Source organism: Flavobacterium facile (assembly GCF_036321945.1).
GTDB classification, from domain to species: Bacteria; Bacteroidota; Bacteroidia; order Flavobacteriales; family Flavobacteriaceae; genus Flavobacterium; species Flavobacterium facile.
The window spans coordinates 21,601-36,824 of the sequence record NZ_JAZAYT010000030.1; the positions used below are offsets into that span (position 1 = coordinate 21,601).

A 15,224-nucleotide genomic window follows, 5' to 3' on the forward strand; every position below is an offset into this window, starting at 1 on the left:
TTTTGTTCGTGTAAATTAGCTTTTTTACTTTTTGCCTTTATAATTAATCACGAAAACGCCAATAATTATTAAAATTACCGCAATAATAAAATCTTTTGTAACTACCTCGTTGTTTAAATACCAACCTAAGAAAACAGCAATAACTGTATTTACATATGTTAAGATAGAAACCTGAATTGGAGTAACTTTCTGCAAAGCATATTGGTAACTAAACATTGCAACTACAGAACCAAAAACGGCCAAATAGATTACAGCTGCAATACTTTTTATCGACCAAGTTTCAATTTCAGAATTAGGATAAAGTATAAGTGATATCACAATTTGAATGGCAGCAGCTAGTATAAATTGATAAAATAAATTGAGCATCAAATTATTGGGTTGACTGCTAATTTTTTTAGAATAAATAGTACCAAAACCCCAACTCAATATGGCAATACTTAAAAATAAAACACCGGTTTTATAATTTGGATTTAAAATATCGCCCAAGCCATCTTTAAAAATAAAAAGCACACCTGAAAAACCTAATAAAACACCTAGAATACCTTTCCATGTTGGTTTTTGGAGTTGAAATCCAATACTTAATAAAAAGATGACTACTGGATTTACAGCGCTAATGATAGAGGTTAATCCGGAAGGTAAAGTTTGTTCGGCCACTGTGGTAAAACCATTAGCAAAAACTAACATTAAAACAGACAAAATAAGTTGTTGTTTTAAAGATTTCCAACCAATCCATTTGAATTCTTTTTGAAAAAGAAGGATGATAAAAATAATAGAAGCGGCTATAAAATTCCTAATAGTTGTAGAATACCATGGTGGAATAGTTTCAACTGCAATTGAAATACCTAAAAAGGTGGTTCCCCAAACTAATCCCACAATAATCATGGAAAGTATTAGTTTGACATCTAAATTTTTAGGCATTTTTTATTTTTTTAAGTATTTTTTTTGAAAACTGAAAACTGAGACTGAGAACTAATTCCTAATCTTCTGTTCCCATTTCCAAGCACTAGCTAAACTTTCGTCTAAACTTAAAGCGGCTTTCCAACCTAAAACGTTGTTGGCTTTGTCGGTGTTCGCGTAAGCTTCAGTAATGTCGCCTTCACGTCTTCCCACAATTTTATAATTTAATTTTTGTCCAGAAACTTTTTCAAAAGAGTTAATTACTTCTAAAACCGAACTTCCTGTTCCTGTTCCTAAATTGAAAGTTTCAACTTTGTTGATATTTTTTTTATTCAATAAACGTTGCATAGCAATTACATGTGCTTTTGCTAAATCAACCACGTGAATATAATCACGAATCGCAGTTCCATCTGGTGTTGGATAATCATCTCCGTAAACAGAAAGTTCTTTTCGTAAACCAAAAGCAGTTTGCGTAATAAACGGTACTAAATTTTGAGGAACTCCCAACGGTAATTCGCCAATTTCAGCCGATTCATGTGCGCCAATTGGATTGAAATATCGTAAAAGTATGGAATTCATATTCGTTACTTTTGCTACATCAGTAATGATTTCTTCACCAATTTGTTTCGTATTTCCGTAAGGCGACATAGCTGGTTGTACAGAAGCGTTTTCTGTAATCGGCATCACTTCGGCTTGACCGTAAACTGTACAAGATGAACTAAAAATAAAATTAGCCTTTTCTAATTTAGTGATTTCTTGCAATACATAGACCAACGCGTTAATGTTGTTTTCGTAATATAATAACGGATTTTCAACACTTTCCCCAACTGCTTTACTTGCTGCGAAATGAATCACACCAGAAATATCCGAATGTGTTGCAAAGAAACTTTGAACAGCAGCTTTATTTCGTAAATCAATGTTTTCGAAAATTGGTTTTTTGCCAGTAATGCGCTCAATTCCATCTAAAACTTCAAGGGAAGAATTTGATAAATTATCTATGGCAATTACTTCAAATCCTTCATTTTGTAATTCTACTACGGTATGCGAACCAATAAAACCTAAACCTCCTGTTACTAGTATTTTCATTATTTTTTTATAATTGTTTTATTTATAATTGAATCAGTTGTTTTGATTTTCATATTATAAATTCCTGTTTCCAATTTACTTAGGTCGATATTTTGAGAAGAATTTAATTTAGAAACTTTCATAATTTCTTTTCCATCTATTGAAAATAAACTTATATCAAATTCATTTTCTAAACCTTCAATTTTAATGTAATTTGTAAATGGATTTGGATATATTTTTAAGTTATCCATTTCAAATGTTTCATTTTCTAAAACGCCAGTGAAGTCAATTTTTTTAATATATGCAGCGTCGTTTACACCTCCGCTTGAAAAGCCAGTATCTTTTCCACTATGTTGTAATTCAATTGTTAATATATTACCAACATAGGAAGATAAATCAAAACTTCTTAATTGAAAAGGATCAGAATTAACTGTAGTTGCAGTATAACTTGAGCCAACTTGATTACCATTTACTAATACTCTAAACCAAGATGAATTTGTTCCTAATCTTGCTAATTTTAAATTAATGTTTAATATTAATGAAGTAAAATTAGTTGCATTGACAATCATTTTGTTTGAAAAAATAAAATTACTATTGTCTATCCATGCTTGACTTTCAGTTGGTGAAGTTCCTCCAACCCATAAATCACTACCATGTTTTTGTAACATGGCAATACTTGTTGGTGAATTAAATATGACATAGGAACTGCTATTTCTGTAATTAGGAGAAATGTAGCTATTTAAAGTTGAATTTTGATTGTATACAACGAAAGGTAAGGTATTTATTGTTTCGGGATTTATAGAAGGTGTTAATTCAATAAAATTACTGTCTTCTGTATTGCATTTTTTTCTTAGATATATTTTATACGCTTTTGCTGCAGTTAGATTTGTAATTGTATAAGGTAAGCTAATACTTGTCCATTGTCTGTCGGCTAAAGAACTGTTGTAAGGAATAATTGCAAAATCAAAATTAGAATTTGCATCTGTGTAATCTAAAGTTAATGAATTTTGAGTTGGAGTTACATTAATTTCATTTTTTGTTAAATAGCAAACTCCTGATTTTAATTCAATATTGTCTATATAGCCAACACGAATATCAGTTGCTCCAGAATACAAACTTAAATGCTCAATGTTAAAAGTAATTGTTCTTCCGTTGAATTGACTTAAATCTATTGTTATTTTTCTGAAATCAGTGTCGTTAACATTTACTGCATTATAAGTATATGGTAATACAAATCCATCAACTAAAATCCTCATAGAGGTGTCTAATTTCTGTTTTAAATCAAAAGTAAGAATAGGGTTGGCAGGATTGTTTGTTAAATTTATTTTTAAAGAAATTCGGCTAATAAATTCTGTGTTATTTACCCAAACATTATTTGAATCCCACGGAGTTGTTGATCCAGTGCTTCCCATAAATTTAAGTCCATTGCTATTGTTGTTTCCAATGTTAGGTTGAACTATTGCGTTTGCTAAATATCCAGAACTTAAAAGATAATCTCTTGAAAAATCTCCTTCAAAAGTTATTGTATGAGGTACAGAAATTGTTTGTTGCAAAGTTGTGAAATTTGAAACACTATATATTAATCCTGGTGGATTTGTGCAATTAGTTGAAGCTTTTATGTAATATTTCTGAGCAGCTAATAAATTTGTTAAATTTGTAGTAGCTTGAGTTGTGAAAGTGTAATTTATTGGTTCTGGAGTGTTTTCAGGATAAATAATGTAATTATATCCTGTAATATTGGCATTGTTACTAAAGTTAAGTGTTGCTGAATTTTCTGTTATATTACTTATATTTCCACCAGGAGCCATACATTGTTGTAAGTTACCAAAAAACTCCGTTTCTGGATAAGAATTTTCATAAACTGTAGATGTAGCTGAGCTAGTTCCCCACATTTGAACCATTGTTCTTTTTGGTGGATTTGCAAAATCTTCTGATCCTTGAAATCCAGTAGAGCCACTTGATGTTAATCCAGGACTTGTTTCTTCAACTTCTATTAATATATTACTTAATCCATCATAATAAAATGGTGTGTTAAAAATAATATTAATGTTATAGGAAGTGTCTAATGTTAAAACACCACTAAAAACCTCAGTAAAAGTACTAGTGTCAACAAAATTATCCCCATTTGAAAACGCTTGTTTATTTGTTAATCCAATTTTTACTTTCCAATTGTTAGAATTAGCCATACTTTGAGTACCAAATGCCTTAAAGTATCTTATTGAATTTATAGTTCCGGTAAATTTTAATTGATCTGGATAATATATTGTTTGCGATTTAGAAAATTCAGATTGAGCACTAATTGGAGGTAAGGTATAACTACCTCCGCCAACACTTATAGATGCTATATTTTGAGTTTGTGAAAAAACAGAATAAGTAAAAAGAATTAATACTAATCCAAGTGACTTTTTAAACATAATTTAAGATGTTTTCGGTAATAAATTTAATTTGTTCGTCGTCTAATTCCGTATGCATTGGCAACGCAATTACTTCTTTACACAATTGATTGGTTACTGGAAAATCTTCTTCTTTGTAACGAACATCCGCATAGGCTTTCTGACTATGTAATGGAATTGGGTAATAAATCGCACATGGAATTCCTTTTTCTTGTAAATGTGCTAATAAAGCATCACGTTTTCCATTCGTAATTCTGATTACATATTGATGAAATACGTGACAATCACAATTTTCACAAATGGTTGGCGCCACAATGTTTGGATTTACACCTAATGCTAAAGTATATTTTCTTGCCGCATCTTGTCGAGCTCTGTTATAGCTATCTAAATGTGGTAATTTTGCTTTTAAAACGCCAGCTTGAATACTGTCTAAACGTGAATTTACTCCAACTACATCATGATGATATCTTTCGTACATTCCGTGATTTACAATTCCTCTAATAATATGAGCTAAATCGTCATCATTCGTATAAATAGCTCCACCATCACCATAACAACCTAAGTTTTTAGATGGAAAAAATGAAGTTGCTGCAACATGTCCAATAGTCCCAACTTTCTTTTTAACGCCGTCTTTATTCGTATAATCTGCACCAATGGCTTGAGCGTTATCTTCAATTACATATAAATTATGTTCATTGGCAATTTCCATAATCGCATCCATATTCGCCGCACGACCAAATAAATGTACTGGAACAATCGCTTTTGTTTTTGGAGTAATCGCTTTTCTAATTCCGTCTAAAGAAATGTTCATATTATTCATATCAACATCCACTAAAACGGGTGTCAATTGCAATAAAGCAATTACTTCAACTGTTGCTGCGAATGTGAAATCGGCAGTAATCACTTCATCTCCTGGCTGTAAACCTAATCCCATCATCGCAATTTGAAGCGCATCCGTTCCGTTAGCACAAGGAATAACATGTTTGGCACCTAAATAAGTTTCTAAATCAGCTTGAAACTGGTGAACTAAAGGTCCATTTATATAAGTATTGTTTTCTAAAACGTCTTGAATAGAAGCATTAACTTCTTCTTTTATTTTTTCGTATTGACTTTTTAAGTCAACCATTTGTAATTTTTTCATATCTCAAATTTTCTGTTCGCAAAATTACTAATTATCATTCGAAGATTGCTTTTTTCTTTGTAAAAAATAAATTATCAAACAAGCTAATAAAGAACTTAAAAAAGATCTAAATAAAATTTTTAAAATAGATTCGTTTTCAAACAAAAAATAACTTGAAATTATAGAATATACTGTAAATCCTATAAAGAAAAATAAAAGTTTTTTATGAAATGGTTTCATTAAGTCATTATTTAATTAAACATTTGTATTTTTATTATGTAAAAATAAAATATGTACCAAATATATAATTTAAATATTCTTTTAGCTACTCAAATTTTGAAACTTTTGGCTCTTTTTAGTCCGAAAATGAAATTATTTGTAGAAGGTAGAAAATCGGTTTTTTCAACTTTAAAAGATAAAATTCATCCAGAAGATAAAGTCTTTTGGTTTCACGCTGCATCTTTAGGTGAATACGAACAAGGTTTGCCTGTGATTGAAAAAGTAAAAGAACAATTTCCACATCATAAAATTGTAGTTACCTTTTTTTCGCCTTCAGGTTATGAGGTTCGAAAAAATAATGCAATTGCTGATGCTACAGTATATTTACCTTTAGATTCAAAAGCCAATGCGAAGCAATTTTTAGATGTAGTTCATCCAGAAAAAGTATTTTTTATCAAGTACGAATTTTGGCCTAATTATTTGTGCGAATTAAAACAAAGAAATATTTCTACTTATTTAATTTCAGGAATTTTCCGAGAAAAACAAGTCTTTTTTAAATGGTATGGCGGATTTTACAAAAAAGCTTTGCGAACTTTCGATTACTTTTTTGTACAGAATGAAAAATCGAAAATTTTATTGCAATCTATTGGTTTTACGAATGTAAAAGTTTCTGGCGATACGCGTTTTGATAGAGTAGTGGCGATTTTAGAAAAAGACAATACTTTAGATTTTATCGAACAATTTAAAAATAACCAAACCACAATTGTAATAGGAAGCAGCTGGCCGAAGGATGAAGAGTTATTGGTGAATTTCATTAATCAATCGGCGGATAATGTGAAGTTTATTATTGCGCCGCATAATATCAAATCGGAACAAATTCAGAATTTGCAACAATCCATTACAAAAAAAGCAATTTTATTTTCGGAATATAATGAACGGACAAGTCGCGACTTGTCCTTACGTGAATACAACGTATTCATTATCGACACCATCGGAATTTTAACCAAAATCTACAGTTATGCTGATATTGCTTATGTTGGTGGAGGTTATGGAAATCCAGGCGTACATAATATTTTAGAACCCGCGACTTTCGGAATTTCAATAGTAATTGGTCCAAATTATTCGCATTTTGCAGAAGCTACTGCTTTGGTTGGTTTAGAAGGTTGTATTTCTGTAAAAAACCAATCGGAATTAAATGAAGCGTTCGATTTATTACTTCAAAATGAAGACGAACGTTACGAAAAAGGTCATATTTGTAGCACTTTTGTTCAAATGAATAAAGGCGCGACAAATAGTATTTTAAAATCGGTTTTATGATGAGGTTTCTAGTTTTATTATGTGTTTTTAGTATGCAATTTTCTTTTTCACAAGAAAGTAAAATTGTTATTGATAATAAATTAAAAGGAAAAGAATTAGCTAAAAAAATGAATCGAGTTCGCGATAGTTTGCTTTTAAAATATGATTCAATTGCTAATGATTCTTCAATAAAAGAAGCTTTCGATTTAGATAAAACTAATGTAAATCTTGGGTCTTATTTTTTCAGAATAAATAAGAAATATTCTTATGGGAATTATATCTATTTGAAAGGTATTTTACAATCATTAGGTTATGATTTTCTTCATACTAGTATTGATGAAAAAATCAAAGATGATTTGTTGTATGTTTTTTATAAAGGAAATCTGCTAGATAATCAAGAAAGAATCATTTTTGAAAAAAAACTTCTCAATAAATTGAAGTTGGAAAAAGTATCAAAACTTGAAAACTTTAAGACTTATAATGTTTCAATTATAAATTCTTTATTAATTAAATCTTTCGAAAGAGATTATAAAAATGTTTTTGATCAGCAAGAAAATCGCTTGTATTTTTCAGGCAAAATCAAACAATTTATAAATGCTTTAAATGGTTTCTTTCCAAGCAAGATATTTTTAGTTGAAAACAGTGATGATGAAAATTTGTATGATATCAATGTTGAGGTTTCTTCTGTGGAAAAATGTTTGGAAGAAATGAAATTTTTAGGTTTTGTGATTGAAGAAAATAACGAGATGTTAAATCATACTTATTTCAAACTAAAATCAAAATGATAACTTTTCAAAATTTACAAAAAAGTCAAATTGATTCCATCGTTTCTATGATGCAGGATTTTTATGCCATTGATAATTATCCTATTCATATTGAGGAATCGAAACAACTTTTCGAAACCTTTATTGCAAATCCTAATTTAGGAAAAGCATGGCTGATTTATAAAGGTGAAGAAGTAATTGGTTATGTTATTCTAACATTTATTTTTAGCTTCGAATACAAAGGAATATTGGCTTTTTTAGACGAATTATATATTAAAAAGGAATATCAAGGAAAAGGATTCGGAAAGCTAGCAGTTCAGTTTATTCAACAAGAAAGTTCACAATTAAATGTTAAAATGCTCTACTTGGAAGTAGAACAACATAATGAAAATGCACAAAAATTGTATCTTGCCCACGATTTTGAAGTTCATAATCGAAAAATATTAAAATATAAATTATAATTGCTCATCTAATAACAATAAATATTTACACATGAAATTTTTAAAATTATTTTTACTACTATTTATCGTTCAAGTCAATGCCCAACAAGGCGGAATGTGGATTCCATCTTTATTAAAAGGGATGAATGAAAACGAAATGAAAGCTTTAGGTTCCAAACTTACAGCAGAACAAATTTATTCGATTAATACATCGTCATTAAAAGATGCTGTTCCTCAATTTGATGGTGGTTGTACAGCGGAAATGATTTCTTCAAAAGGATTGTTATTGACTAATCACCACTGTGGTTATGATAATATTCAAAGTCACTCAACGGTAGAACACGATTATTTAGCTAACGGGTTTTGGGCTTATAAAATGGAAGAAGAATTACCAAACCCAGGTGTGGTAGTGACTTTTATTGTAAGTATTAATGATGTTACAACTGCAATTTTAGCAGGAACAGAAGCGTTAACTGAAGCAGATAAACAAAAGAAAATTCAACAAAACATTGCGGAAATTTCTAAAACGTTTAAAAAAGAAGCTTGGCAAGATATTTTAGTACGTTCTTTTTACGATGGAAATCAGTATTTATTATTCGTAACTGAAAACTTTAAAGACATTCGTTTGGTTGGAGCGCCACCAAGTTCAATTGGAAAATTTGGTTCAGATACAGACAACTGGGTTTGGCCTCGTCACACAGGAGATTTTTCTTTGTTTAGAGTTTATGCGGATAAAAACAACCGTCCTGCTGAATATTCGAAAGATAATGTGCCTTATACGCCTAAACACTTTTTCACAGTTTCTGCAAAAGGAATTAAGGAAAATGATTTTACAATGGTTTTAGGTTATCCTGGAAGAACTACAGAATATTTACCTTCTTATGCTGTAGAACAAATGGTCAACGATTTAAATCCTGCTCGAATTGAAGTGCGTGATGCGGCTTTGAAAGTACAAGATGGTTTCATGAGAAAAGATCAAGCGATTAAAATTCAATACGCTTCAAAATATGCTGGTGTAGCTAATTATTGGAAAAAATGGATTGGAGAACGCAAAGGTTTAATAAAAGCGAATGCAGTAGGAGCAAAGCAAAAATTCGAAAAAGATCTAACGACTAAAATTACCAATGCTGGAAAACAAGTAGAGTATGGAAATTTATTATCCGATTTTGCTAAAAACTATGCTGAAATTAAAGAATATGCTATTGCAAGAGATTATTATACAGAAGTGGTTTTAAGAAATACAGAAATTTTATCTTTTGGGTACAGGTTGTTTCAATTGGAGCAAGTTTATAATTCAAAAGGAGAACAAGCTTTCAATGATAGAAAAAAGAATTTAATGGAGAGTTTTGAACCTTTGTATAAAGATTTCAATGCGCAAGTAGATGAAAAAGTGTTCGAAAAACTAATTGATATTTACAGTAAAAAATCGCCACAACAATTTTTACCAAGCAATTTAAAAGGAATCAATGCGACTCAAGTTGCTACTGATATTTTTAAATCTTCAAAACTAACGTCGTATAATGGATTAAAAGAATTGTTATCTGGCGATACAAAAACAGTTTTAGAAAAATTAAATCAAGATAAAGGTTTTGCTTTTGTGAAAACAATTGCAGAAGCTTATAATAAAAATGTAGCACCAAAATATGATGAAATCAACTTAAAAAATATTGCTACACAACGTACGTATATGAAAGCGATTTTAGAATTAAGTCCGAAATCAGCTAGAATTTTCCCTGATGCGAATTCTACTTTACGTGTTACTTACGGAAAAGTGAAAGGTTACAAACCAAGTGATGCAGTAGTTTATACGCCGTTTACTTATTTAGATGGTGTAATGGAAAAATACGTTCCTGGTGATTATGAGTTTGATGTTCCACAAAAGTTAATTGATCTATACAATGCGAAAGATTATGGTAAATATGCTGAAAACGGTAAGATGCCAGTAGCTTTCATTGCGACGAATCATACTACTGGTGGAAACTCTGGAAGTCCGGCTTTAGATGCTAACGGAAATCTGATAGGTTTAAACTTTGATAGAGTGTGGGAAGGCACGATGAGTGATGTGTATTATTCTCCAGATATTTGTAGGAATATTATGGTTGATTCACGCTATATTTTATTTATCATTGATAAATTTGCTGGTGCAAAAAACTTAATTGATGAAATGAAAATCATTTATAATCAGCCAAATACGCCTAAAAAAGCAAAAAAATAAAGTTTGGCACGGTAGTTGTAAATTGCAATCCGGACAACAAAGAAAAAATAATTTAAAAAAAAGTCAAAAAAGTATTTGTCATTTAAATTTTTTTATATCTTTGCTCCATAAATAATTAACCTTTATAATAAAATTAAGATGAAAAAAGTTGTTTTAAGCATTGCATTCGTTGCTGCAGTATTAGTTTCTTGTAACAAAAAAGCTGATGAGGCTGTAAACGCTGATTCTACTGCTGCTGTAGTTGATTCTGCTGCTGCTGTAGTTGATTCTGCTGCTGCTGTTGTTGATTCTGCTGCTACTGTAGTTGATTCTGCTGCTGCTAAAGTTGAAGAAGTTAAAGAAGAAGTTAAAAAATAATATTTGACCTTCTTTTCGAAAAGAAATCAATCCCGATGTAAATCGGGATTTTTTTTGCTCTAAACTCAACGAAAGAAAGCGCAAACTTGTCATTTCTTTGATCGGTTTGAAATAAAAGTTTTGTGAATCTTTGCGAGACTTTGTGTGTCTTTGTGAAACAACTCTCAGTTATCCAAAAACATCTTCTGCTGGCGGAAAAATATCTTCAGATTTAGAGAAATCTAAATATTCGGCTTTAGCGCCATACTTTAAAATTTCGGTTATTCCTTTTTCTAACATTAATTGTGTAGAGTATTTTCGGCTAACGGCTAATTCCTTGTCATTTAAAAGGATTTTAAAGTAAAATTTCCCTGCTGGTGAGCGAAAACGCATAAAAAACAATTTGTCAATGGATTTCTTAAGTAATTCAATTTCATCTTCGCATTCAAAACGCAATTCAAAAGCGTTGCTAATAAAAATAGTTTTTCCTCTACGAGTATTTAATTCGTATTTGTAATGTCCGCTAAGTTTTTTGCTAATTACAAAAGTTGCCATTTGTTGTGATTGTATTTTGATGCAATATAGTATTTTAATTGCGAAATTTTGAGAAGAAGATCTCGTACATATATAAACAAAAAAAGCTCCAAACAAAGTTTGAAGCTTTTAGTACTCAAGGCGGGACTTGAACCCGCACGGGCATTACTACCCACTGGATTTTAAGTCCAGCGTGTCTACCAATTCCACCACTCAAGCAACTTATTGGTAATATATTTAAAATTTTGATGTACTTTCCTTAGAAAGTATTAGTACTCAAGGCGGGACTTGAACCCGCACGAGCATTACTGCTCACTGGATTTTAAGTCCAGCGTGTCTACCAATTCCACCACTCAAGCAAAATTTTATTTATAGAGCGAAAAACGGGGCTCGAACCCGCGACCTCGACCTTGGCAAGGTCGCGCTCTACCAGCTGAGCTATTTTCGCGTTTCTTTATTTGTATGAACATTTGCAATAGTTTCTTATTGCGAGTGCAAATATAGAATATATTTTTATTATCACAAGTGCTTTTTTTAAAAAAAAATATAATCTTTTTTTAACCTTTTCTTTAATCTTTTGAAATTGAAAATGTTATCACAAATTATTTTTTGCTAATCATTCTTTTAATTTCATTTAATTTCATCAAAGCTTCCACTGGAGTCAAAGTATTGATGTCAATATTCATAATTTCTTGCTTAATATCTTCCAATAAAGGATCATCTAAATTGAAAAAACTCAATTGCATCTCATCTTTTTCGGCCTTAATTCCGTTTAAAGCTTCTCCAGAATGGTCTTTTTCTAACTTTTTTAATATTTTTTCTGCTTTTTGAATTACCAATTGTGGCATTCCAGCCATTTTCGCTACGTGAATACCAAAACTATGCTCACTTCCGCCTTTGACTAATTTTCTAATGAATAAAACGGTGTCTTTTAATTCTTTTACCGAAACATTAAAATTCTGAACTCTATTAAAAATAGCTTCCATTTCATTTAATTCATGGTAATGTGTCGCGAAAAGCGTTTTGGCTTTACTCGGATGCTCGTGTAAATATTCGGCAATAGCCCAAGCGATTGAAATTCCGTCGTAGGTTGAGGTTCCTCTTCCAATTTCATCTAACAACACTAAACTTCTATCAGAAATATTATTCAAAATCGAAGCTGTTTCGTTCATTTCTACCATAAATGTCGATTCACCCATAGAAATGTTATCACTAGCACCAACTCGAGTGAAAATTTTATCTACAACGCCCATTCTTACATTTTCAGCAGGAACAAAACTTCCCATTTGCGCTAATAATACAATTAAAGCCGTTTGTCGCAAAATCGCCGATTTACCAGACATGTTTGGACCAGTAATCATAATTAATTGTTGGGTTTCTCTATCTAAAAAAACATCGTTAGAAATATATGGAGTTCCAACTGGTAATTGTTTTTCAATAACTGGGTGTCGGCCTTCTTTTATCTCTAAATCGAAAGTGTCATCAATTTCGGGTTGTACATATTTATTTTCGATGGCCATTTGTGCAAAACTTTGCAAGCAATCGATTTGTGCTATTAAATTGGCATTTAATTGAACCGGTTTGATATAAGTTGCCATCCAGTTTACCAATTGTTCGTACAACATGCTTTCTAGTTGCGAAATTTTATCTTCTGCTCCTAAAATTTTCGATTCGTATTCTTTTAATTCTTCTGTAATATATCTTTCCGCGTTGACTAAAGTCTGCTTTCTAATCCATTCCGTTGGAACTTTGTCTTTATGTGTGTTTCGAATTTCAATATAATATCCGAAAACATTATTGAATGATATTTTCAACGATGGAATCCCTGTGTTTTCACTTTCACGTTTTTCCATTTCCGCCAGAAATCCTTTTCCAGTAGAAGAAATAGTTCTTAAATCATCCAATTCTGCATTCACGCCAACTGCAATTGCATTTCCTTTGTTTATTGCGACTGGAGCATCCGGATTTAAGGTCGAACCAATTTTTTCTCGTAACAATTCGCAAGCATGTAAACTATCACCAATGGTTTTTAGAGCTTCGTTTTTAGATTGTAAAGCCAATGTTTTAATTGGAATAATCGCATCTAAAGAATCTTTTAAATGAATGACTTCTCTTGGAGAAACTTTCCCAGTCGCGACTTTCGAAATCAAACGTTCCAAATCGGAGATTTGTTTAATTTGATATTGAATTTGGTTTAATTCTTCCGAATTTTCCTTTAAATAAGCCACCACTTCATGACGACCTTTAATTTTATTGATATCTTTCAAAGGCAAAGCCAACCAACGTTTCAATAAACGCGAACCCATTGGTGAAAGCGTTTTGTCAATCACATCGATTAAAGTCACCGCATTCGGATTGTAGCTGTGATATAATTCTAAGTTACGAATCGTGAATCGGTCCATCCAAACATAAGCATCTTCTGCAATACGTTGAATGTTGGTAATGTGTTGAATTTTATTATGTTGTGTTTCTGATAAATAATATAAAATCGCACCAGAAGAAATTACCGCTTCATTGAAATCATCAATTCCATAACCTTTTAACGAATTAGTTTGAAAATGTTTGGTTAGACTTTCAAAAGCATAATCTTCTTTGTAAATCCAATCTTCCAAATAGAAAACATGAAAATCTTCTCCAAAATGCTGTTTGAAATCGGCTTTTTGTTGTTTCGAAACCAAAACTTCACTTGGTCTGAAATTTTGCAACAACTTATCAATATATTCTTCGTTTCCTTCGGCGGTTAAAAATTCACCAGTTGAAACATCTAAAAACGTAATTCCGTTGGTTTTTTTACCTAAAAATACAGCCGCTAAAAAGTTATTCGATTTCGATTGTAAAATGTCATCGTTAAAAGAAACTCCAGGAGTCACTAATTCGGTAACACCGCGTTTGACAATAGTTTTTGTCATTTTCGGATCTTCTAATTGATCGCAAATGGCTACTCGAAGTCCAGCTTTGACTAATTTTGGTAAATACGTATTGATAGAATGATGTGGAAATCCTGCCAAAGCAGTTTCGCTTTCACTTCCATTACCACGTTTGGTTAAAGTAATGCCTAAAATTCTGGAAGCACGAATGGCATCTTCCCCGAAAGTTTCGTAAAAATCTCCTACTCGAAACAATAAACACGCATCAGGATATTTCGCCTTAATGGTATTATATTGCTGCATTAACGGCGATACTTTTGGAGTCGATTCTTTGATTTCGGATGCTGATTTTTTAGCCACAATGTAAAATTTTAGTGCTGGCGAAGTTAGTAATTTCAAAATTCAATACCAATTACAATGTCAAAATTCAATTTTAAGTTAAAAAAGTTGGGAACACAGATTGGAGAAATTTTAAAAATTATAGAAATTTCTTAAATCTTCGTTTTAAAATATTTACATATTTATCTTACTTTTGCAGCATGAGAAAATTAGCCAACGCAGAATTAAATCGTATAAGTAAAGAAGAATTTGCAGATGCAAAAAAAACACCTATTATTATTGTGTTAGACGATATTAGAAGTTTGCATAATATAGGTTCTGTTTTTAGAACTTCAGATGCGTTTTTGATTGAAAAAATCTATTTATGTGGTATTACGGCTGTTCCGCCAAATAAGGAAATTCATAAAACAGCTTTAGGAGCAACGGAAACCGTGACTTGGGAATACGCGAAAGAAGTTTTAGAAGTTGTAGAAAAATTGAAAGCGGAAAACGTAAAAATTTATTCAATCGAACAAACGGAAAATGCCATTATGTTAGATGATTTTCAACCAGAACCAGAAACTAAATATGCTTTAATTTTTGGTAACGAAGTCAAAGGTGTTTCTCAAGAAGCGATTAATTTATCGGATGGTGTGATTGAAATTCCACAATTAGGCAGCAAACATTCCTTGAATATTTCTGTGAGTGCTGGAATTGTTATTTGGGATTTGTTTCAGAAATTGAAATAGGTACACAGATT

12 protein-coding genes and 3 tRNA genes are annotated in these 15,224 nt (G+C 31.2%); 6 read left to right on the forward strand and 9 right to left on the reverse strand.

Annotation, left to right across the window (positions count from 1 at the left end; translation table 11 throughout):
• Nucleotides 1–24 precede the first annotated feature (24 nt).
• Genes UEQ13_RS05280 through UEQ13_RS05295 form a run of 4 tightly spaced genes read right to left on the reverse strand, consistent with a single transcriptional unit; the run spans nucleotide 25 to nucleotide 5,496 of the window.
• Nucleotides 25–918, reverse strand: coding sequence for a DMT family transporter (locus UEQ13_RS05280; protein ID WP_329805327.1), 894 nt, complete (start codon nucleotides 916–918; stop codon nucleotides 25–27).
• A 51-nt stretch (nucleotides 919–969) separates the two neighbouring features.
• Nucleotides 970–1,983 (reverse strand): UDP-glucose 4-epimerase GalE, encoded by a 1,014-nt coding sequence (galE, locus tag UEQ13_RS05285; RefSeq protein WP_329805328.1) that lies wholly within the window; start codon nucleotides 1,981–1,983, stop codon nucleotides 970–972.
• Nucleotides 1,983–4,376, reverse strand: coding sequence for a T9SS type A sorting domain-containing protein (locus UEQ13_RS05290; protein WP_329805329.1), 2,394 nt, complete (start codon nucleotides 4,374–4,376; stop codon nucleotides 1,983–1,985). Before UEQ13_RS05290 ends, galE begins: the two co-directional genes overlap by 1 nt.
• The gene (locus tag UEQ13_RS05295) at nucleotides 4,369–5,496 is read right to left on the reverse strand and encodes a DegT/DnrJ/EryC1/StrS family aminotransferase (RefSeq protein WP_329805330.1); all 1,128 of its coding nucleotides are present in this window, start codon (nucleotides 5,494–5,496) and stop codon (nucleotides 4,369–4,371) included. The genes UEQ13_RS05290 and UEQ13_RS05295 overlap by 8 nt, the downstream gene beginning before the upstream one ends.
• A 270-nt stretch (nucleotides 5,497–5,766) precedes the next feature.
• On the opposite strand from UEQ13_RS05295, the gene UEQ13_RS05300 reads away from it, so the two are divergent.
• The 5 genes from UEQ13_RS05300 (at nucleotide 5,767) to UEQ13_RS05320 (ending at nucleotide 10,766) form a co-directional block, all read left to right on the forward strand.
• Entirely contained in the window at nucleotides 5,767–7,011 is a 1,245-nt protein-coding gene (locus UEQ13_RS05300; protein ID WP_329805331.1) for a 3-deoxy-D-manno-octulosonic acid transferase, read from the forward strand.
• Nucleotides 7,008–7,775, forward strand: a complete 768-nt coding sequence (locus UEQ13_RS05305) for a hypothetical protein (protein WP_329805332.1) — start codon at nucleotides 7,008–7,010, stop codon at nucleotides 7,773–7,775. Before UEQ13_RS05300 ends, UEQ13_RS05305 begins: the two co-directional genes overlap by 4 nt.
• On the forward strand, nucleotides 7,772–8,215 hold the full coding sequence (locus UEQ13_RS05310; protein ID WP_329805333.1) for a GNAT family N-acetyltransferase: 444 nt from the start codon (nucleotides 7,772–7,774) through the stop codon (nucleotides 8,213–8,215). Before UEQ13_RS05305 ends, UEQ13_RS05310 begins: the two co-directional genes overlap by 4 nt.
• Nucleotides 8,216–8,246: 31 nt before the next feature.
• Nucleotides 8,247–10,409 (forward strand): S46 family peptidase, encoded by a 2,163-nt coding sequence (locus tag UEQ13_RS05315; protein ID WP_329805334.1) that lies wholly within the window; start codon nucleotides 8,247–8,249, stop codon nucleotides 10,407–10,409.
• A gap of 138 nt (nucleotides 10,410–10,547) precedes the next feature.
• The gene (locus tag UEQ13_RS05320) at nucleotides 10,548–10,766 is read left to right on the forward strand and encodes a hypothetical protein (protein WP_329805335.1); all 219 of its coding nucleotides are present in this window, start codon (nucleotides 10,548–10,550) and stop codon (nucleotides 10,764–10,766) included.
• A gap of 168 nt (nucleotides 10,767–10,934) precedes the next feature.
• On the opposite strand, the gene UEQ13_RS05325 is transcribed toward UEQ13_RS05320, so the two are convergent.
• From UEQ13_RS05325 to mutS, 5 genes are all read right to left on the reverse strand, one after another.
• Nucleotides 10,935–11,300 (reverse strand): DUF1508 domain-containing protein, encoded by a 366-nt coding sequence (locus UEQ13_RS05325; protein WP_166125692.1) that lies wholly within the window; start codon nucleotides 11,298–11,300, stop codon nucleotides 10,935–10,937.
• A 112-nt stretch (nucleotides 11,301–11,412) separates the two neighbouring features.
• Nucleotides 11,413–11,498, reverse strand: a tRNA-Leu gene (locus tag UEQ13_RS05330).
• Nucleotides 11,499–11,552: 54 nt separating this feature from the next.
• Nucleotides 11,553–11,638 (reverse strand) — tRNA-Leu (locus UEQ13_RS05335).
• 16 nt (nucleotides 11,639–11,654) lie between these two features.
• Nucleotides 11,655–11,727 (reverse strand) — tRNA-Gly (locus UEQ13_RS05340).
• Between the two features lie 154 nt (nucleotides 11,728–11,881).
• Nucleotides 11,882–14,449: a DNA mismatch repair protein MutS gene (gene mutS, locus UEQ13_RS05345; protein WP_329805550.1), complete on the reverse strand. Its 2,568-nt coding sequence runs from the start codon at nucleotides 14,447–14,449 to the stop codon at nucleotides 11,882–11,884.
• A 236-nt stretch (nucleotides 14,450–14,685) separates the two neighbouring features.
• Here mutS and UEQ13_RS05350 point away from each other — a divergent pair, with 236 nt between their 5' ends.
• Nucleotides 14,686–15,213, forward strand: a complete 528-nt coding sequence (locus UEQ13_RS05350) for an RNA methyltransferase (RefSeq protein WP_329805336.1) — start codon at nucleotides 14,686–14,688, stop codon at nucleotides 15,211–15,213.
• Nucleotides 15,214–15,224 lie beyond the last annotated feature (11 nt).